Source organism: Vibrio sp. sp1, assembly GCF_016920955.1.
GTDB lineage: Bacteria > Pseudomonadota > Gammaproteobacteria > Enterobacterales > Vibrionaceae > Vibrio > Vibrio alginolyticus.
In genome coordinates, this window is sequence record NZ_CP060589.1 from 2564730 (window position 1) to 2587666 (window position 22937).

21 protein-coding genes and 1 riboswitch are annotated in these 22937 nt (G+C 43.5%); of the genes, 11 read left to right on the forward strand and 10 right to left on the reverse strand.

Annotation, left to right across the window (positions count from 1 at the left end):
- Window positions 1–14: 14 nt before the first annotated feature.
- Window positions 15–2282 carry an ATP-dependent Clp protease ATP-binding subunit ClpA gene (gene clpA / locus H9L11_RS12055; RefSeq protein WP_005387879.1) on the forward strand — a complete coding sequence of 756 codons (2268 nt, stop codon included), beginning with the start codon at window positions 15–17 and terminating at the stop codon, window positions 2280–2282.
- A 133-nt stretch (window positions 2283–2415) separates the two neighbouring features.
- On the opposite strand, the gene infA is transcribed toward clpA, so the two are convergent.
- The 3 genes from infA to aat form a co-directional block, all read right to left on the reverse strand.
- Window positions 2416–2634, reverse strand: a complete 219-nt coding sequence (gene infA / locus H9L11_RS12060) for a translation initiation factor IF-1 (protein ID WP_001040192.1) — start codon at window positions 2632–2634, stop codon at window positions 2416–2418.
- Window positions 2635–2715: 81 nt separating this feature from the next.
- The gene (locus H9L11_RS12065) at window positions 2716–3417 is read right to left on the reverse strand and encodes an arginyltransferase (protein ID WP_005378346.1); all 702 of its coding nucleotides are present in this window, start codon (window positions 3415–3417) and stop codon (window positions 2716–2718) included.
- Window positions 3414–4121 carry a leucyl/phenylalanyl-tRNA--protein transferase gene (gene aat / locus H9L11_RS12070; protein WP_005387881.1) on the reverse strand — a complete coding sequence of 236 codons (708 nt, stop codon included), beginning with the start codon at window positions 4119–4121 and terminating at the stop codon, window positions 3414–3416. Before aat ends, H9L11_RS12065 begins: the two co-directional genes overlap by 4 nt.
- Window positions 4122–4160: 39 nt before the next feature.
- Between aat and H9L11_RS12075 the strand changes: the two genes are divergently transcribed.
- Both H9L11_RS12075 and aroA read left to right on the forward strand, forming a co-directional pair.
- The gene (locus tag H9L11_RS12075; RefSeq protein ID WP_005378348.1) at window positions 4161–4637 is read left to right on the forward strand and encodes a glycine zipper 2TM domain-containing protein; all 477 of its coding nucleotides are present in this window, start codon (window positions 4161–4163) and stop codon (window positions 4635–4637) included.
- Window positions 4638–4926: 289 nt separating this feature from the next.
- Entirely contained in the window at window positions 4927–6207 is a 1281-nt protein-coding gene (aroA, locus tag H9L11_RS12080; RefSeq protein WP_005387883.1) for a 3-phosphoshikimate 1-carboxyvinyltransferase, read from the forward strand.
- Window positions 6208–6270: 63 nt separating this feature from the next.
- Here the strand turns inward: aroA and H9L11_RS12085 are convergent, their stop codons facing one another.
- Window positions 6271–6519 carry a YciN family protein gene (locus tag H9L11_RS12085; protein WP_005387884.1) on the reverse strand — a complete coding sequence of 83 codons (249 nt, stop codon included), beginning with the start codon at window positions 6517–6519 and terminating at the stop codon, window positions 6271–6273.
- 434 nt (window positions 6520–6953) lie between these two features.
- Here H9L11_RS12085 and topA point away from each other — a divergent pair, with 434 nt between their 5' ends.
- From topA to H9L11_RS12105, 4 genes are all read left to right on the forward strand, one after another.
- On the forward strand, window positions 6954–9584 hold the full coding sequence (gene topA / locus H9L11_RS12090; RefSeq protein ID WP_005378351.1) for a type I DNA topoisomerase: 2631 nt from the start codon (window positions 6954–6956) through the stop codon (window positions 9582–9584).
- Window positions 9585–10192: 608 nt separating this feature from the next.
- Complete coding sequence (gene glgC / locus H9L11_RS12095) at window positions 10193–11410, forward strand: glucose-1-phosphate adenylyltransferase (protein WP_017634726.1); 1218 nt, start codon at window positions 10193–10195, stop codon at window positions 11408–11410.
- Entirely contained in the window at window positions 11400–12857 is a 1458-nt protein-coding gene (gene glgA / locus H9L11_RS12100; protein WP_017820031.1) for a glycogen synthase GlgA, read from the forward strand. The genes glgC and glgA overlap by 11 nt, the downstream gene beginning before the upstream one ends.
- A gap of 109 nt (window positions 12858–12966) precedes the next feature.
- Window positions 12967–13770, forward strand: a complete 804-nt coding sequence (locus H9L11_RS12105; RefSeq protein ID WP_017820032.1) for an alpha/beta hydrolase — start codon at window positions 12967–12969, stop codon at window positions 13768–13770.
- 31 nt (window positions 13771–13801) lie between these two features.
- On the opposite strand, the gene H9L11_RS12110 is transcribed toward H9L11_RS12105, so the two are convergent.
- The 5 genes from H9L11_RS12110 to torD form a co-directional block, all read right to left on the reverse strand.
- Window positions 13802–14122: a DUF2007 domain-containing protein gene (locus tag H9L11_RS12110; protein WP_017820033.1), complete on the reverse strand. Its 321-nt coding sequence runs from the start codon at window positions 14120–14122 to the stop codon at window positions 13802–13804.
- A 20-nt stretch (window positions 14123–14142) separates the two neighbouring features.
- The gene (locus tag H9L11_RS12115; protein WP_005378366.1) at window positions 14143–14829 is read right to left on the reverse strand and encodes a TVP38/TMEM64 family protein; all 687 of its coding nucleotides are present in this window, start codon (window positions 14827–14829) and stop codon (window positions 14143–14145) included.
- A gap of 114 nt (window positions 14830–14943) precedes the next feature.
- Window positions 14944–15534 (reverse strand): TfoX/Sxy family DNA transformation protein, encoded by a 591-nt coding sequence (locus H9L11_RS12120; protein ID WP_005378367.1) that lies wholly within the window; start codon window positions 15532–15534, stop codon window positions 14944–14946.
- A 116-nt stretch (window positions 15535–15650) separates the two neighbouring features.
- A riboswitch (cyclic di-GMP riboswitch) is annotated at window positions 15651–15740 on the reverse strand.
- Window positions 15741–16027: 287 nt separating this feature from the next.
- Window positions 16028–17032, reverse strand: coding sequence for an HTH-type transcriptional repressor PurR (gene purR / locus H9L11_RS12125; RefSeq protein WP_205390781.1), 1005 nt, complete (start codon window positions 17030–17032; stop codon window positions 16028–16030).
- A gap of 468 nt (window positions 17033–17500) precedes the next feature.
- Window positions 17501–18148: a molecular chaperone TorD gene (torD, locus tag H9L11_RS12130; RefSeq protein ID WP_005378369.1), complete on the reverse strand. Its 648-nt coding sequence runs from the start codon at window positions 18146–18148 to the stop codon at window positions 17501–17503.
- 266 nt (window positions 18149–18414) lie between these two features.
- Here torD and torR point away from each other — a divergent pair, with 266 nt between their 5' ends.
- Window positions 18415–19125 (forward strand): two-component system response regulator TorR, encoded by a 711-nt coding sequence (gene torR, locus H9L11_RS12135; protein ID WP_005378370.1) that lies wholly within the window; start codon window positions 18415–18417, stop codon window positions 19123–19125.
- A gap of 72 nt (window positions 19126–19197) precedes the next feature.
- On the opposite strand, the gene elyC is transcribed toward torR, so the two are convergent.
- Window positions 19198–19983, reverse strand: a complete 786-nt coding sequence (elyC, locus tag H9L11_RS12140) for an envelope biogenesis factor ElyC (RefSeq protein WP_005387893.1) — start codon at window positions 19981–19983, stop codon at window positions 19198–19200.
- 114 nt (window positions 19984–20097) lie between these two features.
- Here elyC and cmoM point away from each other — a divergent pair, with 114 nt between their 5' ends.
- Genes cmoM through mukE form a run of 3 tightly spaced genes read left to right on the forward strand, consistent with a single transcriptional unit; the run spans window position 20098 to window position 22935 of the window.
- On the forward strand, window positions 20098–20889 hold the full coding sequence (gene cmoM / locus H9L11_RS12145) for a tRNA uridine 5-oxyacetic acid(34) methyltransferase CmoM (RefSeq protein WP_033905340.1): 792 nt from the start codon (window positions 20098–20100) through the stop codon (window positions 20887–20889).
- A 2-nt stretch (window positions 20890–20891) separates the two neighbouring features.
- Window positions 20892–22229, forward strand: a complete 1338-nt coding sequence (gene mukF, locus H9L11_RS12150; RefSeq protein ID WP_009707095.1) for a chromosome partition protein MukF — start codon at window positions 20892–20894, stop codon at window positions 22227–22229.
- Complete coding sequence (mukE, locus tag H9L11_RS12155) at window positions 22210–22935, forward strand: chromosome partition protein MukE (protein ID WP_005378379.1); 726 nt, start codon at window positions 22210–22212, stop codon at window positions 22933–22935. The genes mukF and mukE overlap by 20 nt, the downstream gene beginning before the upstream one ends.
- Window positions 22936–22937: the final 2 nt, after the last annotated feature.

Consider the following 22937-nt stretch of genomic DNA (forward strand, 5'->3'; position numbering starts at 1 on the left):
TTCGGGAGGTACTTATGCTAAATAAAGAACTAGAGTCAAGCCTTAACGGTGCATTTGCTCGGGCGCGAGATAAACGCCACGAGTTTATGACTGTCGAACACCTCCTACTTGCATTGTTGGAAAATGATGCAGCTAAGGAAGCCCTTCTAGCTTGTAAGGCGGATCTTGACGCTTTACGCAACGAACTCGATATTTTCATCGATCAAACTACGCCTCTTATCCCAGATAGTGATGAGACGCGTGAAACGCAGCCGACTTTGAGTTTTCAACGTGTACTACAACGCGCCGTCTTTCATGTACAGTCGTCTGGTCGTAATGAAGTAACAGGCGCCAACGTGCTTGTTGCTATCTTCAGTGAACAAGAGTCGCATGCCGCTTACTTACTGAAGAAAAATGACATCTCCCGATTAGATATTGTTAATTTCATCTCCCACGGTATTACTAAAGCATCAGGTGCAGGTGAGGATTCATCATCAGACTCGTTTAGCTCAGAAAGTGTTGAAGAGCCTAATTCTGAAGAACGCCTAGAAAGCTTTGCGACGAATCTTAATCAAGTCGCTAAAGATGGAAACATCGACCCACTCATTGGACGTGATAAAGAGTTAGAGCGCACTATTCAGGTACTTTGTCGACGCCGCAAGAATAATCCACTACTAGTGGGTGAGGCAGGAGTTGGTAAAACAGCCATTGCGGAAGGTCTTGCATGGCGAATTGTCGAAGGGCAGGTCCCTGAGGTCATTCAAAACAGCGTGATTTATTCACTAGATATTGGCTCTTTGCTCGCTGGTACCAAATATCGCGGTGATTTTGAAAAGCGCTTCAAGGCGATTTTGAAACAACTTGAAAAAGAAGAAGATGCCATTTTGTTCATCGATGAAATACATACCATCATCGGTGCAGGCGCGGCATCTGGTGGTCAAGTCGATGCAGCAAATCTTATTAAGCCTCTTTTAAGTAGCGGTAAGTTGCGTTGTATTGGTTCGACGACATACCAAGAATACAGCAACATTTTCGAGAAAGAGCGTGCGTTGTCTCGCCGTTTCCAAAAGATAGACGTTGTAGAGCCTTCATTGGATGATACAACTAAAATCTTGATGGGTTTGAAGCCGAAGTACGAAGCTCACCATGAAGTACGTTATACCAATAAAGCACTGCGTGCCGCGGTAGAACTGTCGGCTAAATACATTAATGAACGCCATCTACCAGATAAGGCCATTGATGTCATTGATGAAGCTGGTGCGCGTAGTCGTCTTGCTCCTGCAAGCCGTCGTAAAAAAACGGTCGGAGTGGCTGATATCGAATCAATGGTTGCCAAAATGGCGCGAATTCCAGAGAAGTCGGTTTCTTCTTCAGATAAAGACATTTTGAAAAACTTAGATAGCAAAATGAAGATGTTGGTATTCGGTCAAGATAATGCGATTGATGCATTGTCCGAGGCGATCAAGCTGACACGTGCAGGTTTAGGTGTAGACAACAAACCTGTTGGTTCATTCTTGTTTGCAGGCCCAACAGGGGTTGGTAAAACAGAGGTGACGGTGCAGTTATCTAAGCTTCTAGGTATCGAGCTACTTCGTTTTGATATGTCTGAGTATGGTGAGCGTCACTCCGTAAGTCGCTTAATTGGTGCGCCTCCTGGTTATGTCGGTTATGACCAAGGTGGTTTGCTAACCGATGCTGTTATTAAGCACCCACACTCAGTCGTATTACTTGATGAGATTGAAAAAGCGCACCCTGATATCTTTAACCTGTTGTTGCAAGTCATGGATAACGGTACGCTAACGGACAACAATGGTCGCAAAGCAGACTTCCGTAATGTCATTCTTGTTATGACAACTAACGCAGGTGTGGCGGAAACCGAGAAGAAATCAATTGGTTTGATTCAACAAGACAACAGTCACGATGCAATGGCGGAAATTAAGAAGGTGTTTACTCCTGAGTTCCGTAACCGTCTTGATAACATCATCTGGTTTAACAGCCTTGATGAAAGCGTTATCCATCAAGTGGTTGATAAGTTCATTGTTGAACTGCAAGTGCAACTTGATGCGAGAGGCGTTTCAATGGAAGTATCGCAAGACGCTCGCCATTGGTTAGCACATAAAGGTTATGACAAAGCTATGGGGGCTCGCCCAATGGGGCGTGTTATCCAAGAACAGCTTAAGAAGCCTTTGGCTAACGAACTGTTGTTTGGATCTTTAGTTGACGGCGGTACAGTGAAAGTAACGCTGGTCAACGATACGCTTGAGTTTGAATACTTAAGTGAGAAAGAGACAGCGATGCATTAATCGTTAGTCGGTAACAAACGCAAAAGCGCACGAGAAGATCGTGCGCTTTTTTATCTGAACTAAATCGGAAAAAATTATGCAATAAAAAACGGAGCAGCTTGCTCCGTTTTTTATTGCATCCGAAAATCAGAGATTAACGAGCGCGGAAGACGATGCGGCCTTTTGACAGGTCGTATGGAGTCATCTCTACAGTTACTTTGTCACCCGTTAGGATACGGATGTAGTTCTTACGCATCTTGCCAGAGATGTGAGCAGTCACAACGTGACCGTTTTCAAGTTCAACACGGAACATAGTGTTTGGTAGAGTGTCAAGGACTGTGCCTTGCATCTCGATTACGTCTTCTTTAGCCATTTAATCCTCTTTAGAAATTAGGCAATATTAGCGGGCTATATTCTGCCGCTAAATAGTAATTATGTAAAGTTGAGGCGTATTCTACCCTCGCCAACGCTGATTTACTAGCCTTTGGTGGCGTTGAAAGCGTGTTTTGTAGCTCATTGCTGGGCACTCATCAATCTGATATCCCAAATATAGCCACTGTTGTTTGTTTTCTTGGCAGTATTTAATTTGATAAAGCACCGCTAATGTCCCAAGAGATAACTCGTAGTCAGGGTCAAAGAAAGTATAAAAAGCACTCGAGCATTGTGGCATCAAATCTGTCACTGCAATGGCAAGCAATTGATCTGATTCATCGTAAATGTGTAAAAACGACGTTGTCAGCCAGCTGGTTTGAGCAAATCGAGCAAACTCATCACGCTTTGGTGGGTACATTGTGCCGTTTTTATGCCGTTTGCAGATGTACCGACTGTAAAGCTCAAACCATTCCTCATCCATTTCAGGTTTCATTTCCCAGCGTAAAGACTGTGCTTTATTAAGCAGCCTCTTCTGACTTTTTGATAGTCTAACGTCTGGAATCGAGACTCGAATTGGCTGGCAAGCGGTGCAATGCTCGCAATGCGGTTTATATATGGTATCTCCGCTACGACGAAAACCGTTAGCCATGAGCAACTGGTAATTTTCTTCAGTATGCAGCCTTTCATCAAGCGCCACCGCAACCCGCTCTTGCCGTTCAGGCAAATAACTACAAGGGTGATTATTCGTCAACCCTATTCGAATATGTTGTATATCCGTACTCATACTGAATCCTGCAAAACTTGGGGCTGATAGGCATCAAATAGTGTTTGCTTTTCTCTTAAAGATAGTAGTTTTTGCATAAATTCGTCACGCTCAAGTTCAAATGCGCCAAGTGATGCCAAGTGAGAATTCATAACTTGGCAATCGATTAATTGACCTTGCTTTGACGCCAAATGGTTGCATAAGTACCACAATGCAATTTTGGATGCGTTATCTTTTAGACTAAACATCGACTCTCCGCAAAAAAGTTGGCCCACGCAAATGCCATATAGTCCGCCAATCAGGTTGTTGTCATGCCATACTTCTACAGAGTGACAGTGACCAAGTTTGGCTAACTCAATGTAGGAAGCTTGCATTTCCTCGTTGAGCCATGTTTCCTCTGCAGGGCGTGTTGAAGAACATAGTCTAATCACTTCTTCTGTCGCGAAATTGAGTGTTACTTTATAGTTATGTTTACGCTGAAATTTTTTGAGACTTTTAGATGGCTTAAACTGTAATGGGTCAAACACGGCGCGCGGAGAAGGGCTCCACCATAAAATAGGTTCACCAGGACCATACCAAGGGAAAATGCCTTGATAGTAACCATTGAGGATTCTCATGGGGTTTAAGTCACCACCAAAAGCCAGCAAACCATTGGGGTCGCTGAGTGCTTTATAGGGTGAGGGAAAGTTGAACGTTTCATCGAGTTCAGTTAAATAAATAGCCATAAGAAGTCGTTACCAACATTGGAGTCAGAGGAGTTTATGATGACCTGGTTAAGAAATATCGTAAAAGTATGGCTTGGGATCATACTGTTTTTACCACTTGTCGCCAACGCAGCCTATGAAAGAAATGTTGCCAAGCCAGTTAATGAAGTAGTTTACGGGAAGATTGACTCTGTCCGTTATATTACTCAACAAGAGGTTGTTCAATCGAAAAGTAACGGTTGGAAGACACTACTTGGTGCCACTATCGGTGGTTTAGTCGGTAATCAATTTGGTGGCGGTACGGGAAGAGAAGTCGCGACGGCAGTGGGCGCGCTTGCTGGTGCCGCAGTTGCTCAAAACCAAAGTAATTACCAATACACGGTTGAATATAAGTTAGTTGAGCTACTCATCAAAGTGAAGGGTGATAAGCTAATTAATGTCATCCAAGATGTTGATAAAAATATGTTATTTAGTCGAGGGGATGAAGTTCGTATTTTATATTTTGATGATGGAGTCAGGGTTGATATCACTTATTAACCCTAGGTTGTTTTAGTCTAACGAAGCCTAATCAGGCATGTACAGTCGGGCTGGCTTATAGTCAAATAAAGTCGAAATAGTTTGCTGTTTCGCCGTGCTTCTTTCGCTCTGATTTACATCGCTGGCAATGCCTTTAATTCTGTATCTTTAGGCTGCTTGAGGATATTCATAAATTAGCGCCGATTTACTCTGGTTTTGTCGTGTTTTTTTGGGTAGTCTGAATTCACGAAGAATTGTTTAGCCCTCATAAAAATCGTATGTTGAGGGCACAAAGGATTATCAACTTTTAATGGAAAGCCTAACGTTACAACCTATCAATAAAATTCAAGGGGAAGTGAACCTTCCTGGCTCTAAAAGCGTTTCTAATCGAGCTCTTTTACTTGCTGCTCTTGCTAAAGGCAGAACTCGCCTTACTAATCTCCTCGACAGTGATGATATTCGTCATATGCTGAATGCGCTGACTAAACTAGGCGTTCAATACCAACTTTCCGAAGATAAAACAGAATGTCTCGTTGAAGGCCTTGGGCGTCCGTTTTCTGTCTCAGAGCCGGTAGAGTTATTTCTCGGCAATGCTGGCACTGCGATGCGACCATTAGCTGCGGCTCTTTGTCTTGGAGAAGGGGAGTATGTACTGACGGGCGAACCTCGTATGAAAGAGCGTCCAATTGGTCACCTTGTCACGGCACTGAAAGATGCTGGTGCGAACGTTGAGTACATGGAAAACGAGAACTTTCCGCCTCTCAAAATAATTGGTACTGGCCTAAAAGCAGGTACAGTTTCTATCGATGGGTCCATTTCAAGTCAGTTCTTGACCGCTTTCTTAATGTCTGCGCCATTGGCTGAAGGTGAAATTCGCATCAACATCGAAGGCGATTTGGTTTCTAAGCCTTATATCGATATCACCCTGCATATCATGAAGCAGTTTGGAGTCGATGTGATCAACAATGACTATCAAGAGTTTGTGATCCCAGCCGGTCAGCAATACATCGCTCCAGGTGATTTCTTGGTTGAAGGTGACGCGTCTTCTGCTTCTTACTTCTTGGCGGCGGCAGCCATCAAAGGCGGAGAAGTTAAAGTCACGGGTATCGGTAAAAACAGCATTCAAGGTGATATTCAATTTGCTGATGCGCTTGAAAAAATGGGTGCAGAAATTGAATGGGGTGATGACTACGTAATTTCACGTGTTGGTCAATTGAAAGGCATCGATATGGATTACAACCATATCCCTGATGCTGCAATGACCATCGCGACAACAGCGCTATTTGCCGAAGGCACTACCGCTATTCGTAACGTTTATAACTGGCGTGTAAAAGAAACAGACCGTTTGTCAGCTATGGCGACTGAGTTACGTAAAGTCGGTGCGGAAGTGGAAGAAGGGGAAGACTACATCATCGTCAAACCTGTCTCTCAGTTAAAGCATGCTGCGATTGATACTTACGATGATCATCGAATGGCGATGTGTTTTTCGCTGGTGGCACTTAGTGATACGCCTGTGACGATTAACGATCCAAAGTGTACGTCGAAAACGTTCCCTGACTACTTCGACAAACTTAAGGCTTTGAGCTGCTAAATATTCTGACCTGAAACAGGAAAGCCAGAGTGAATAACACTCTGGCTTTTTTGTTTCCCAATACTATTTAACCAGCGTAAATTCCTTAGAAAGGTGATGCGCTAAGTATTTGAACATATTGAATACTGCAGTCGTATTTGAAGTTGGTAAACCTTTGTCATCAAGGAAGTATTCACCTTTAAAAACTAAAACACCTTCTTTTTCTTCTACACTTGTTGCTCGCATTCCCTCGATGTAATCATCGTGCTCTTGGATGATTTGGTTAGCGATCAAAAGAAGGTCGAACTCTTCGATAAACGTTCTATCAGACATATTCTTTCTACCATCCTATTCAGTTAAGAACGCTGAGTATACCTACAACTAAAATGGGTTTGCATGATTAATTCAGTCAATCGTTCAGTAAGACTAAACAGATCAATTTTTAGAGTATAAGCATGATGCGGAGGAAGATGGCAGAGCATTGAACCAAACTATTTTGTGATGGGTAACAAAATTTATTGCATTGGATTAGCGGATGCTAAGTTTGCCTGTTTAGATATGCCGCTCAATACCTTTCAGAACCCTGTCTCTTTGAAGTATAAAGACGATGAATTGTCAACCAATCGGATCTGAATTTCAAAAAAGCAGTTGATCTTCTTTTCATCTCGCACAATAGTAAAAAAAGAAGCAATGAAATAGAACATTATGCGGGTGGCCTTTAAACAAGGCTTCTACCCGCATTATTATGAAGGACGTTAGAGTCAGTTATGGGTAAATCACTCGTTATAGTGGAGTCACCAGCCAAGGCAAAGACGATAAATAAGTACCTTGGTAAAGACTTTATTGTTAAGTCTAGTGTTGGTCATGTGCGTGATCTGCCTACGGCCGGTCAAAGCACTGGTGAGAAAAAAGCCGCAGCCATCTCAACTAAAGGGATGAGTCCGGAAGAGAAAGCGCGCGTTAAAAAAGAGAAAGACCGCAAAGCGTTGATCAAAAAGATGGGGATTAACCCATATCATGACTGGGAAGCGAATTACCAAATCCTTCCAGGCAAAGAAAAAGTTGTCAACGAACTACAAAAACTCGCCAAAGACGCAGATTGCGTTTATCTCGCAACCGATTTGGACCGCGAAGGGGAAGCAATCGCATGGCACCTTCGTGAGATCATCGGTGGCGATGAAGAGCGATACAAACGTGTAGTTTTTAACGAAATTACGAAAAACGCGATCCAACAAGCTTTCCAGACACCTGGCGAGCTGAACATGGATGGTGTAAATGCCCAACAAGCACGTCGCTTCATGGACCGTGTCGTTGGTTTTATGGTTTCACCTTTACTTTGGAAAAAAGTAGCTCGTGGCTTATCTGCTGGTCGAGTGCAGTCTGTTGCGGTGAAATTGTTAGTTGAGCGTGAGCGTGAGATTAACGCGTTTGTACCAGAAGAATTCTGGGACATTCATGCGAATACGAAAACGAAAGACAAAGCGGACTTTAAACTGCTTGTTGCGCAGAAAGACGGTTCTGCGTTTAAGCCAGTTAATGAGGCAGAAACCAAAGCAGCGATGTCTGTACTTGAGAATGCAAGTTACGAAGTATGTAAGCGTGAAGACCGTCCTACAAAGAGCAAGCCTTCAGCACCTTACATCACCTCTACGCTTCAACAGGCAGCGAGTACACGTCTGGGCTACGGCGTGAAAAAGACCATGATGCTAGCTCAGCGCCTCTATGAGGCCGGTTACATCACTTACATGCGTACTGACTCGACTAACCTAAGTGCCGAGGCTGTGGACGCTGTACGTGACTTTATTGGTTCTGAGTTTGGTGATAAGTACCTGCCAGCGAAACCATTGACGTACGGTAGCAAAGAAGGGGCACAGGAAGCGCACGAAGCGATCCGTCCTTCAAATGTGGGTGTTAAGGCGGAAGACCTGCAAGGTGTCGATGCTGATGCGCACAAACTTTACGCTTTGATTTGGAATCAGTTTGTAGCGTGTCAAATGACGCCAGCAGAATACGATTCAACAACCATCAGTGTAAAAGCGGCAGAATACACGCTTAAAGCGAAAGGCCGTATCCTTAAATTTGACGGCTGGACTCGTGTACAGCGTCCAATGGGCAAAAACGAGGATACAATCCTTCCTGCGGTACAACTTGGCGATAAGCTAAGCTTAGAGTCACTTGACCCTAAACAGCACTTTACAAAGCCACCTGCGCGCTACACTGAAGCAGCACTGGTTAAAGAGCTGGAGAAACGAGGTATTGGTCGTCCGTCGACTTACGCATCGATCATTTCTACGATTCAAGATCGTGGCTACGTGAAAGTTGATCAGCGCCGTTTCTACGCTGAAAAAATGGGTGAAATTGTTACTGACCGCCTTGATGACAGCTTTAACGATTTGATGAACTACGACTTTACTGCGCGTATGGAACAGAAATTGGACCAAATCGCTGAAGGTGAAGTGAACTGGAAAGCTGTGTTAGACAACTTCTTTGCTGATTTTACTGGCGATCTTGAAAAAGCGGAGCTGGATGAGTCAGAAGGCGGTATGAAGTTAAACCACATCGTCATGACGGATATCGAGTGTCCGACGTGTAGCCGTCCAATGGGCATCCGTACTGCTTCGACAGGTGTGTTCTTAGGCTGTTCAGGTTACGCGTTACCACCAAAAGAGCGTTGTAAGACAACCATCAACTTGGGTGACGAAGAAGGTATTATTAACGTTCTAGAAGAAGACGTTGAAACCGCAGCTCTTCGTGCTAAAAAGCGTTGTCCGATCTGTGAAACAGCGATGGACGCATACCTGATTGATGACAAGCGTAAGATGCATGTTTGTGGTAATAACCCGAATTGTGAAGGCTACCTTGTTGAATACGGCGAGTTCAAAGTAAAAGGCTACGATGGTCCAGTTGTTGAGTGTGACAAATGTGGCTCTGATATGGTGCTTAAGAACGGTCGCTTTGGTAAATACATGGATTGTACGAGCGAAACGTGTAAGAACACTCGTAAGATTCTTAAGAATGGCGAAGTCGCGCCACCGAAAGAAGATCCTGTTCATTTCCCCGAGTTGCCATGTGAAAACTCAGATGCGTATTTCGTACTTCGTGATGGTGCTTCAGGTCTATTTATGGCGGCAAGCAACTTCCCGAAATCGCGCGAGACACGTGCTCCTTTGGTTGCTGAACTGGCACGTTTTGAAGAGCGTTTACCTGAGAAGTTCAAATACCTAGCGACCGCACCGCAAGAAGATCCTGATGGTCGTCCTGCAGTCGTACGCTTTAGTCGCAAAACAAAAGAGAACTACGTTCGTTCGGAAGAGAATGGCAAACCATCTGGTTGGACAGCGCTCTTTGTTGACGGTAAGTGGGAAGTCACTGATAAGCGTAAAAAAGCGAAAGCATAATAACGTACGATCTAAGTAATGTAAAAAGGCAGCGATATCGCTGCCTTTTTTGCGTTTTGTTTTTGCGTAAAGGCCACTGTGTTGTTCGTATAGATCTTTGCTGCTTTGACTGAGTTTTGCTGACGCGAGAAGATCCCAGCATCAATATTTCGTAGTCGCTGATGTATTTTTTATGTAAAAAATATTCGTTGTAACTTTCATTTTGCATTCACATATTTGTTATACATTGGGCTAAAAAATCGGTGGTGTAGTGAATCCGTTCGTAAATTGTTTTCACAATGTAATCGTTTGCTTTTCCATGTGTGATCTAGATATCGTCTTGAGTACGCAAGAGCTGTATGGTACACAGAATGGCGTATTAAAAATTGTAATTTAGAACCCGCTTAGATAATTTATTACAAAAATTAGTGCAACTGTGTGCATTGTTTGCGTCAAAAAATAAGGAAAGAGTGGACGTTGCATACTGGAAGTGCCGTAGCTTTTTTATCCGTGTTGTAAGAGTTCACAGAAACTCAGAGACGGTTGCTAAATGTATTCGCTTGACTCCCCGAGTATGACTCATTCAAGCGAGTACCAAATCCAAGCTATAACGATATGGAGAACAACAAATGGCTGGTGTTTTGGGAATGATTCTTGCTGGTGGTGAAGGCTCTCGTTTGAGACCTTTAACGGAATCTCGCAGTAAACCTTCGGTACCGTTTGGTGGTAGTTATCGATTGATCGATTTTGCTCTAAACAATTTTGTTAATGCGGATCTGATGCGCATTTACGTCCTAACCCAATTTAAATCTCAATCTTTATTCCATCACTTAAAAAAGGGGTGGAACATCAACGGCATTACAGACCGCTTTATCGATCCTATTCCCGCTCAAATGCGTACTGGTAAACGTTGGTACGAAGGGACGGCGGACGCGATCTATCAAAACCTGCGTTTTATGGAATTAGAGGAACCAGAGCAAGTTTGTATTTTTGGCTCTGACCATATCTATAAGATGGATATCAAACAAATGCTGAACTTCCACTCAGAAAAGCAGGCTTCTCTGACGGTATCTGCATTGCGCATGCCACTAAAAGAGGCGTCGCAATTTGGGGTTATCGAAGTGGATAGTGAAGGTCGTATGATTGGCTTTGAAGAAAAACCAGCAAATCCAAAGTCGATTCCTGGTGACCCTGATTACGCTTTAGTTTCAATGGGTAACTATGTTTTTGAAGCTCAGGTACTGTTCTCAGAGTTGGTCGAAGATGCGGATAATGAAGCTTCATCACATGATTTTGGAAAGGACATCATTCCAAAGATGTTCCCTAGAGGTGATGTGTTCGTGTATGACTTCAGTACCAACAAAATCAGTGGCGAAAAAGAAGAGGTGTACTGGCGTGATGTCGGAACTATTGATGCGTACTGGCAAGCGCATATGGATCTGCTAGAAAAAGATGCTCCATTTTCGCTGTACAACCGTAAATGGCCATTGCACACCTACTACCCACCATTGCCACCTGCGACATTTACCGACTCTGATAATGGTCGTGTGCAGATAATCGATAGTTTAGTGTGTAATGGCAGCTATGTTAGAGGCTCAAGAATCGAAAAGTCGGTGCTTGGTTTTCGCAGTAATATTGCTTCTGCTTGCGATATCAGCGAATGTATACTTCTTGGTGACGTAAAAATTGGCGAAGGCTGTGTTTTACGTCGTGTGATTGTCGACAAGGATGCCGATATTGCTCCTGGTACTCAGATTGGTGTGAATCTTCAAGAAGATAAAAAACACTTCCACGTGTCTGAGGAGGGCATTGTTGTTATTCCGAAAGGAGCTCGAGTTGGCTACTAACAACTTATCTATTCTGTTTGTAGCTTCTGAGGTTGAAGGCCTCATTAAAAGTGGTGGCTTGGCAGATGTTGCCAAGGCACTACCGGAAGCCCTTCAAAACCTACAGCAAGACGTAAGAATTACCATCCCTGCGTACAGCAGTATTGATAAACTCGCAGACGCAGAAGTTGTATTAGAAACAGAATTAACATCATGGCCGCATACGGAGTATCGAGTTTTGCGGCTCATGTTAGGTCAAAATCCTGTTTACCTGATTGATTGTCCGCCGTATTTCAATCGACCATCAATGTATGCGGAGAACAACCAAGCGTATACTGATAACGGCGAGCGCTTTGCGTTTTTTAGTGCAGCATGTCTCGACATGTTACCCAAGCTCGCCTTTCAACCTAATATCATACACGCGAACGATTGGCACACAGGTCTTGTTCCATTTTTGCTCAAGCACAGGTATGGCAATGATCCGTTTTTTGCTCATACTAAAAGCGTCATTTCAATTCACAATGCGGTCTTTAAAGGCGTATTTAGTTATGAAGACGTGCAGTGTTTGCCAGAGTTTCATTGTAGAAACGTTCCCGATGCTGCGGTGAGTGCAACGCATATTACGATGCTCAAAGCTGGTGTAATGAATGCAGATAAGATAAACGCGGTCAGCCCTACGTACGCAGAGGAACTCAAAACAGAGCTTGGCAGTCATGGAATGGCTTGGGAGTTTCAGCAACGCGCGCAGGACTTAGTTGGTATTTTGAACGGTTGTGATTACAGTGCTTGGAACCCGGAAACGGATACTTACTTGCCAGTTAATTACTGCGCCGACCAGCAAAGTATGTCGCAAGGGAAGAAAGCTTGTAAAAAAGCATTACAACAACGACTAAATTTGCCTGAAAAAAATGTAGCTATGTTCGGTATGGTTTGTCGGTTGACCCAGCAGAAAGGCGTTCATTACTTGTTGCCTGCTTTGGCCGATTTTTTGAAGCACGATGTTCAGCTAGTTGTCGTTGGGACCGGAGACCCTGTTCTTGCCGCTCAGCTACGAGAGGTTGCCGCGCAGTTTTCTAGCAAATTTGCCTTTGTAGAAGCGTATGACAATGAACTTGCGCATATCGTTGAAGCTGGTTCTGATTTCTTCTTGATGCCTTCTGAGTTTGAACCATGTGGTTTAAACCAAATCTATAGTATGGCTTACGGTACATTGCCGATAGTACGCGGTGTTGGTGGCTTAAAGGACAGCGTTAGCGATTATGATGTAAACCCATCTGAAGCAACGGGGTTTGTTTTTTTCGAACCGACACCGCAGGCATTGTTGTTAACGATGCTAAGGGCACTGTTGCTCTACGCTCAAAACGAGCCTGAAGTGAATAAAGTACAGTTGCACGCGATGCAACAAGACTTTTGCTGGCAAAAGGCCGCAGAATCTTATTTGCAGCTTTACCACTCAGCGTTAGTTTGACTTAAAATTGTAACGAAAGGCGCCGAATGAGGTGCCTTTATTATCTTGAGTAAGGGGAGTGTGGTAGGATGGCTTTTTACTCAATAGCACGATCTTTTTGATACTGAATATGACCCAGCCGCTACTTTTTCATAAAACTTATTTGCACCCTACTAGTAATGAGTGGGTTGTATTTGTGCACGGTGCTGGTGGTAGCTCTTCTATCTGGTTCAAGCAAATTAAAGCTTACAAGCAACACTTTAACTTATTGCTGATCGATTTAAGAGGTCATGGAAAGTCAAATCAGTTACTTAAAGAGCTCATTGCTAGCCGTTATACCTTTACGGAGGTTACCCAAGATATTTTGAAAGTATTGGACCATTTAAAGATCCAATCCGCTCATTTTGTCGGTATGTCGCTTGGTACTATTATTGTTCGAAACCTTGCTGAATTGTCATCAGAGCGCGTACGTTCGATGGTGCTCGGCGGTGCTGTCACAAGGCTTAACACTCGTTCTCAGATATTGGTGAAATTAGGTAATTTTTGTAAGCATATCCTGCCGTACATGTGGCTCTACAAACTGTTCGCTTATATTGTTATGCCTCAAAGAAGCCAACGAGAATCTCGCCACCTTTTTATTCGCGAAGCCAAGAAGCTTTGCCAAAAAGAATTTAAACGTTGGTTTATTCTTGCCGCTGATGTAAATCCGTTAATGAAATATTTTAAAGATCGAGAGTTACCCATTCCGACTCTTTACTTAATGGGCGACAGGGATTACATGTTTATTAAACCTGTCAAAGAAATGGTTGCAGCACATAAGCTCAGCATTCTACGAGAAATCCCGAATTGTGGTCATGTATGCAATGTAGAGCGTCCAGAAGACTTCAATCAACACTCCATCGAGTTTATTAAACAGCAAGCTGTATGTGCTTAAAACTGAGTGCATCCACTGAATAGGAGAGCCGCTATAGCTCTCCTAGTTGATATCCACATTGCCAACATGCACCAAATTGCCCTTCGTTTATTTCATGACATTTTGGGCATTGCCAATCTTGATACTCATGCCTATCGGATTGTTTTCGATATGCTTTTACTATTTCTTCAGCTTTCATCTTTTGTGCCGTGTCAAAAAGCCACACATAAGGATCGGTATCATCACCAAACGGCAGTTCTCCTTTTAAGCCGAAAATACCTTCTCCGCGAACTTCACAGTAAATTTGTTCCACTTTAAGCAGCTCACATACAATGTGTGCTTCTGCTGGGTTTTTAGCGATAAATATTTTCATCAAAATACCCACTTCACCAATTACGAGTTTTGCTGACTTGGTGTCGGCCTTACTTTATTCATAACCCATTTAGTGATGATTGGAAATAGTCCCAATAGCGCAAAAGACGCTAATACTGCGGGTGAAACAATGCCCGATAGGCTTTCAATTGTTGCTAATTGAGTACCTGCATTCAGATATACGGCTGTGCCTGGCAGCATACCTATTTGGCTAGTGAGATAAAATCGACCTACAGACATCGGTGTTAAGCCCATCAGTAAGTTGATTAGAAAGAAAGGGAATACAGGGATTAGACGCAAGGAAAATAGATAAAAAGCTCCGTCTTTTTCGACACCTTGATTAATTGCGTTGAGTTTATTTCCGAATTTGTTTTGTACCCAGTCACGCAATAAGTATCGGCTGCTCAAGAAGGCCAGTGTTGCCCCCATAGTGCTAGCGAAAGAAACCAGTAGCAAGCTTGTCCAAAAACCAAATAAGGCTGCACCAAGTAAGGTGACTACTGCCGCTCCTGGGATAGAAAAAGCGGTAATTGCAATGTAGGTAAAAAAGTAAATCGCAGCCGAGAATACAAAATTCTGATCGATGTATGTAGTTAGTGCTTCTTGTTGGGCTTTTGCATTCTCTAAGGTTAAATACTGGCCAAAGTTAATACCTAAAAAGACGATAGCCGCTAGTAGGATGAGACCTAATATCAGTTTCTTATTCATAATTTTGATTCCAATTTGGGATATATGTAATAAGACAGTAGGAAAACCGAAAAAATTTCACAAAAAAACCGCAGATTAGACTGCGGTTTTACAAGATAGTTTTTAGGCCGACTTTTATTGGAGGCCGTTCATCAACTCATCTCGGCGAGCTTGAGGTACCACACTCCAATGAGTGCCGTTGATAGCACCTTCTAGTGCCCATAGCAACTCAATGTTGACGGTTGCAGAGTGCGTATCTCTTATCGCTTTATAGGCGTTAAGCGCACCTTCCTCTTCAAGCTTCTCTACGGATTCGATGCCGGCTTTTTTTAGCATGCGCTCGGTAGCCAGTCGTAAGTTAGGCAAATCTTTCAAACGGTTAGGCTTTGTACTTGCTTGCTGTTCTTTCTCAAGCTTTGCCTTTTTCAATGATTGATTCGCTACTTCGATTAAGCGTTCGCTTGATTCCCATAAATCGCTGGAAATAGCGTAGTACTTTGTAACGACTGGAAAGCCACGTTTTTTATAAACGTAAGGCTTTAGCCCTTGTTTCTCGAAGTCAGATGAAGTTTTTTGGTCTGCTCTGATATGAAGCTGATTGTTTACCACTAGTGCAAACATTGTTTCATCAGCGAATAGTCCGAAGCCACCAAACATTGAGCGCGACTTGATATTACCAAGTGCCTCAAATAGCTTCATAGAGTCTTTGAGTATCGGTTTATCCATGTTTTGTTATCTCGGTGTAATTAATATTACGCCACCAAAAGTCAGGTCCGAGAGAGTAGCAAACATGCGTAAAAACAATGTCATTACAGAGTAAAGTCATTGCTTACACACTTGCCATCGGTAACCCCGCTACCTTCCATATCGCAATATGGTTCAGGCCGGAGGCTTTGCGTCCCACTCTTTCGAATGGTTTGCCCTGTGCGTGACACAATGAGCATACTTCTTATATTGAATTAACATCACGGTTTAGCGTTAAAAGTGTGATTTCGGTTCAATAAAAATGATAGATTGAATGCTCTATTTTGCATATGGAAAGGTGCAAATTGGCCTTTGAAAAGGAGTTCTTAATATATATTACATTTATATAAAACAGGGAGTTAACGTTAGTCAATTGTTATTAGAGTGGTGTGAAGTATTAGAGAATGCTTAATTTTTCCAAAAAAATAAGCGCCCCTGTAGAGCGCTTATTTAACACGGTTAAATACAGTGAAATTTAGTTCATTTTCTTCACAGTATTTCGAATTACAAGCTCAGGTTGCATCTCGAAAATTCGTTTTTCGTGTTCTTTATCTTTGATACGCTCAAGTAGAATTTCGAATGCATTTTTACCAACACGACGTTTAGGTTGGTGGATAGTCGTTAGCGGTGGAGAGAAGTATTCCGCAAGCTCGATGTTGTCGTAGCCGATCACTGAAATATCTTCAGGAATTTTGATCCCGTTTTGTTGCAAGCGGCTCATTAGGCCTAGAGCCATTGTGTCGTTAAAACAGAATACCGCCGTCGGGCGCTTGTCCATTGCGGTAATTTTATCTGCAACTAATACGGCCGTATCACATTCAAAGTTACCTTCAAGGATCCAGTCTTCATTTACAGTTAGGTTCGCTTCGCTCATTGCGCGACGGAAACCTGCAATGCGCTCTTGGCAAGCAAGCTTTTCAAAATGACCGCTTAGACAAGCGATATCCGTATGACCATTGTCAATCAGATGTTTGGTTGCAATGTAGCCACCTTCTTCTGAGTTATCCATGATCTTGTCTGCTTGTGAGCTCTCTGGGCCCCAATCCATGACCACTTTAGGAATGTCCGCATGACGGTCAAGCATCTCTTTTAGTTCTTCGGTTAAGTCAGAACACATCACTAGGATGCCATCAACGCGCTTTTCAGCCAGCATACGAATGTAATCGCGTTGTTTTTCGTAAATCCCGCCTGTGTTACATAAAATCAGAGTATAGCCTTGGCGGTAACAGTAGCTCTCAACGCCATCAATCACTTCTGAGAAAAATAGGTTAGTTGATTGAGTTACTAACATGCCAATCGTACGAGTTGAGTTGCATTTTAGGCTGCGTGCAACGGCACTTGGCGCGTAATTCAGCTCGTCAACGGCTTTCATTACTTTTTCTTGCGTTGCTTCTGCAACGAAACGCGTTTTATTGATAACGTGCGAAACTGTCGTAGTGGAAACGCCGGCTAAGCGAGCAACGTCTTTTATCGTGGCCATAAATGGTGTCCTGTATCGAGCTACTGAAATATGTCGTATTGGATGTACCTGATGCTCTAATGGTTTCACACCTAGCAATCTAAAATTGGCGCTAAGTGTCTCGGCAGCGGTTGATCCAAGTGCGACAAAAGGGTGCGTAGCAGCATCGGTCGATGAATTTTATCTTTTTTCTATCTGATGAGAAATTGCCATCAACCTGTTAAGAAAACACAAAAACCGCTATATTTCAGCGGTTTACATATAAATCATATTTAATCGTTTGCGCTCACATTTTAGCCCTATGTGGACTGACTAGCAATGTTTTCAGCAAGAGATTTGTGTATTTGAAGTCACATTTTGACTGCTAAATAACCAAGCGTCTTTGCGCTAAGTTAAGGCAAACGAATATTATACCCAAGTTACTTACAATTGGTCACTTTCAGGCATACAGGAAGCCCGATAGGCAGGCTCCCTAAAAATAGGCGGCAATTATTCCCCAAGAAGGTAGGCGCTGTCTAGTTTACAAAATGCAACTAATAGTTTCGCGACACTCGAGTAAAATCCAAATTCGTCGAATTTTTTACATTTGTCTGAAAACTGAGGTAACCAAGACATCAATTGTTGCTGGATAAAGTCGTTTTGTTTAACGAAGGCTTCTTCCATGTGTTTTTCTTGTTCAAGCTCGTTTGAGCGGATAATCATGTTCCCGAGAAAGTCGAGCTCAACGGCTAAGTGATCCGCAGGTTCCTTTAGGTTTTCGTCTACTTGAACGCCAAATTCAGCCATCAACTTTTCCATTTCCTCAGCTGGCTTGTCATTCAGTAAACCTGATTCACCAATGTACATGGATGCGTAAGGAAGAGCGCCGTATTTTTCTGTCTTCAAAAACAGTTCACAAAAGTCAGCTGCAAGCTCTAGTTGTGCATCTTCACGATCTTGTAACCGATTCAATGCATCAACTAGGCTATCAACAGCTGGTTTCAGCGACTCATTTTCACCTAAACCTGCGAGAAAACTGCGAATTTCAACACTGTGATAGGCTTCCAATTCTTTCTCTGTTAGTTCTTTTGCGAACAAGCTCGAAAACCACCAGTAAATTTCAGCGCGTTTTTCATTAAAAGCTTTCACTTCTTGCATTTTGGGCTCCTGAATGATGCTTCAAGTCATGCATCACAAAGTCAATTAGGGATATCCCCTAAGTGTAATCAATTAAAATGAATAGCAGTAACTATAATTGTTATGTTTTATGGTCAAAAATGACCGTTTATTAATAGCAATGGGCAAGCTTGTTTTGAATCAATAAAAACGCTAAATCTTGCGTTTTAATGTATCTATGACTAGAAATGTTACTAGTTATGAATAGAATACGTCTTGGATAATAAGAAGACAGAAAAGTGGTGTAAATGAGCTATCACGTATTAGTCGTAGAAGATGATGTTGTAACTCGTAGTAAGCTTGCGGGATATTTCCAAAATGAGGGCTACCAAGTCAGCGAAGCAGAGAGTGGCGCAGAAATGCGTGAAGTTTTGCAAGCGGGCGATGTAGACCTGATCATGCTGGATATTAACCTGCCTGGTGAAGACGGCCTGATGCTTACTCGTGAGTTACGTAGCCAATCGGATATTGGTATCATATTAGTAACAGGACGCACGGATAGCATTGATAAAATCGTAGGCCTAGAAATGGGTGCTGACGATTATGTGACAAAACCTTTTGAACTGAGAGAGCTGTTAGTTCGCGTTAAAAACTTGCTGTGGCGTATTTCAGCAGCGCGCAGTGGCAGCTCGAAAGCGAATGAAACCAGTGAAGAGCACATTGTGCGCTTTGGGGAGTGGACATTCGACATTCAACGTCGCGCACTTAGCCGCAACGGTGAGCCAGTAAAACTAACTAAAGCAGAGTATGAACTTTTGGTGGCATTATCGTCTTACCCTAACCAGGTGTTAAGTCGTGAGCGTATTTTGAACATGATCAGCCATCGAGTGGATGCGCCGAATGACCGCACCATTGATGTTCTTATTCGACGTATGCGCGCAAAAATGGAGTTCGATCCTAAGAACCCACAGATTTTTGTAACGGTACACGGCGAAGGCTATATGTTTGCTGGTGACTAGTTGGAACATAACTCAATCGTAAAAAGAAAAAGGAGAGCTTCGGCTCTCCTTTTTTGTGGCTTCAAGATAATACTAGTTTGCTTCAACCATTGGTGTTTGGCCGACAGTATCACGCAACCTTTGCCAAATACTGCCCAAGTACTCATGCCAATAAAGCTCTGTTTGTTCTAAGTAACGCGCTTTAGGTGAGTATTTATCCCAAGGTTGACTGATTTCGCTAATAGCTAAGAAGTTGGTCGGGGCTGGGATTGGTTTAATGCCTGCTGCGTTGAACTCATACAATGCACGGCTCATGTGACTCGCAGAAGTGACTAACACAATCTCCTTTTGTTGAACGAATGCAGCCGCTTGACGCGCCTCTTCCCACGTATCTTTCGCATCTTCTAATAAAATGATATCGGATTTCGCGACTCCCAACGCAAGGGCAACGTTCGCCATCATTCGCGCGTGGCTAATTTCAGATCCGCCAGCATAGCCGGATAAGATTAATTTCGCGCCTGGATACATTCTTAAAATACGAATGCCCTCAGTTAAGCGCATTAATGCTGCACGGCTTAACTGCGAGGTGGGTGGAATTTCGTCATCGATAACATGACCATTCCCTAAAACCATCACGTAGTCGATGGTGCCAGAAACTGGCAAAAAGGCTTTATGCTCTCGCTCTAACGGCATAAGAAGCTTGGTTGAAACAGGTTGGAAGGCAACAAGAAAAATGCCAACAAAAGAGAATAGAACAACGAAGCAGCCAGTTTTACGTTTTGTAGTAAAACTAATGAGAGCAAGACCCAACAAGCCTATCAGCAGCAATGCCGGAAGGGGCATAAGCATGGCTGACACTACTTTTTTCAGCTCAAACATACATAAATAGTCCGAAAAAACATCAATTGATAATAAAAATGAGGGTATCCCTCTTTATTCCTGCTTTCCTTGTGCCAGAATAGCGGCACAATCCGTTATGATAACTCAGCAGAAGTGACAGAAGACCGCAATTTCGACGATATCGCCCACAAATTTGCAAAAAATATTTACGGCTCCGATAAAGGGGAGATCCGCCAAATCATTGTGTGGGAAGATTTTCTACAGATTCTAAGTGAATTAGATGCTGACCAGCAACCCCTAGAAGTGTTGGACGCTGGTGGTGGTTTGGCACAAATGTCGCAAAAGCTTGCTAAGCTCGGACATCGAATCGCTTTATGTGATCTATCTTCGGAAATGCTGCAGTTGGCTAAGCAGGATATTGAAAAAAACGGTTTGCTTGAGCAGTATCGCCTGATTCATTCGCCTGTCCAATCCATCGGTGAACATATGGATGTACAGGTCGATCTGGTTATGTTCCACGCTGTGATGGAGTGGCTGGTTGATCCTAAGGCCGCACTTGAAACAGTTCTAGAGCAAGTAAAACCGGGAGGCATCGCATCAGTCATGTTCTACAACCACCACGGTTTAGTCTATAAAAATGTGGTTTGTGGCAACATTCCTCATATTTTAGACGGCATGCCTCACCGGAAAAGATTTAAACTACAGCCACAGAAAGGCCTAAAACCCGAAGAGGTCTATCAATGGATAGAAGATTCTGGTTTTAGTATTTGTGGCAAATCTGGTATTCGTTCCTTCAGTGATTACATAGGCAATATGCAATACATGGGCGATTACGAGTTTGAAGATGTGTTGGCGCTAGAAAAACAACTTTGTCGACAAGAGCCATACCTCTCATTAGGCCGCTACATACACGTGTGGGCTAAGAAGAACGATAAACAGGAATAACGATGAGTGAGATGACTCTCAATGCTGCAGAGCAACCAATCGATGAGTTGGTTGGCTGGGTTAAGCAGCACGATTTCTCGTTGAACCTGACCACTGAGCGATTGGCATTTTTGATTGCCATCGCTGTACTAAGTAATGAAAGGTTCGATGAAGAATTGGGTGAAGGTGAATTGCACGACGCATTTGCCATCGTCACTCGACTTTTTGATGAGACCGGCGAAGCTTCGGCTTTCCGTGCGAACAATGCCATCAACGAGATGGTTAAGCAGCGTCTTATGAGCCGTTTTGTCAGTGAGATTACTGACGGAGCGAGCATTTACCGCTTGTCGCCATTAGCGATAGGAATTACCGACTACTACGTGCGTCATCGCGAGTTCTCGAAACTGCGTCTTTCTATCCAGCTATCGATGGTAGCGGATGAAATGGCAAAAGCGATTGAAGCTGCACAAAAGGGTGGCACTCCGGGCCACTGGAAGAAAAACGTTTACGGAATTTTGAAATATTCTGTAGGCGAGATCTTCGATCAAATCGACCTTAACCAACGTGTGATGGATGAGCAGCAACAGTCTGTTAAACAACAGATTGCTGATCTGCTTAACAAAGACTGGCGTGAAGCGATCAACAACTGTGAAGCGCTACTGTCAGAAACGTCGAGCACGTTGCGTGAACTTCAAGATACGCTGCAAGCTGCCAGTGATGAACTGCAAACTCAGATCCTAGATATTCAAGAAATTGTTTACGGTGACCCTGAGCTGGAGTTCATCGAAGAAGCCTTGTTTGGTCTGCAAATGAAGCTGGACCGAATCACAAGCTGGGGCCAGCAAGCGATCGATCTCTGGATTGGTTATGACAGACACGTACACAAGTTTATCCGTACTGCTATTGATATGGATAAGAACCGTGCGTTTAGCTCGCGTCTGCGTCAATCCGTCAAAGATTACTTCGATGCGCCTTGGTATCTGACTTATGCAGATGCGGAAAGGCTTTCTGACCTTCGTGATGAAGCCCTAGTACTGCGTGATGACGAGGTAACGGGTCAAGTTCCGATGGAAGTAGAATACGAAGAGTTTCAACAAGTCAATGATGAGTTGGCAGAGCGAATTGGTGACATGCTAAAAGCGCATAAAGATCAAGGCACACCAATCGACTTGAGCGTGGTACTGCGAGATTACCTTGCACAACACCCATACACTCATCACTTTGATTTAGCTCGCATTGTCGTTGATCAGGCGGTACGTCTGGGTTACTCAGAATCCGACTACCAAGCTGTTCAGCCAGACTGGAAAGCAATCAACGAATTTGGTGCAAAGGTACAAGCGAATGTCATCGACCGATACTAATGAATACATGTCAGAGAATCTGGCAAAAGCAATTTCTAACCCTCTGTTCCCAGCGCTAGACAGCATGCTTCGAGCAGGGCGTCATATCTCAAGTGAAGATCTAGACAACCACGCGTTGTTGTCGGATTTCGAACTTGAGCTTTCTTCTTTCTACCAACGCTACAACACCGAATTGGTGAAAGCGCCAGAAGGTTTCTTCTACCTTCGTCCACGTTCAACGTCTCTGATTGGCCGTAGTGTTCTTTCTGAACTGGATATGCTGGTGGGTAAGGTATTGTGTTTCCTTTACCTAAGCCCGGAGCGTCTTGCGCACGAAGGCATCTTCACTAACCAAGAGCTGTACGACGAACTGCTTGCTCTAGCAGATGAAAACAAGCTGATGAAGCTAGTGACGAACCGTGCGACTGGTTCCGACCTTGATAAAGAAAAGCTGTTTGAAAAAGTACGTACGTCACTTCGTCGTCTACGCCGTCTAGGCATGATCATCAACATCGGTGAAACCGGTAAATTCAGCATCAGTGAAGCGGTATTCCGCTTTGGTGCCGATGTACGTATTGGCGATGACATGCGTGAAGCGCAGCTGCGTCTGATCCGTGATGGTGAAGCAGTAGTGCACACCAAAGAGCCAAGCCAAGGCAGCTTATTGTCTGAAGAAGATCAAGACGACCAAGCCCAAGAAGAAACAACAGAAGAGGGTGAAGCATGAGC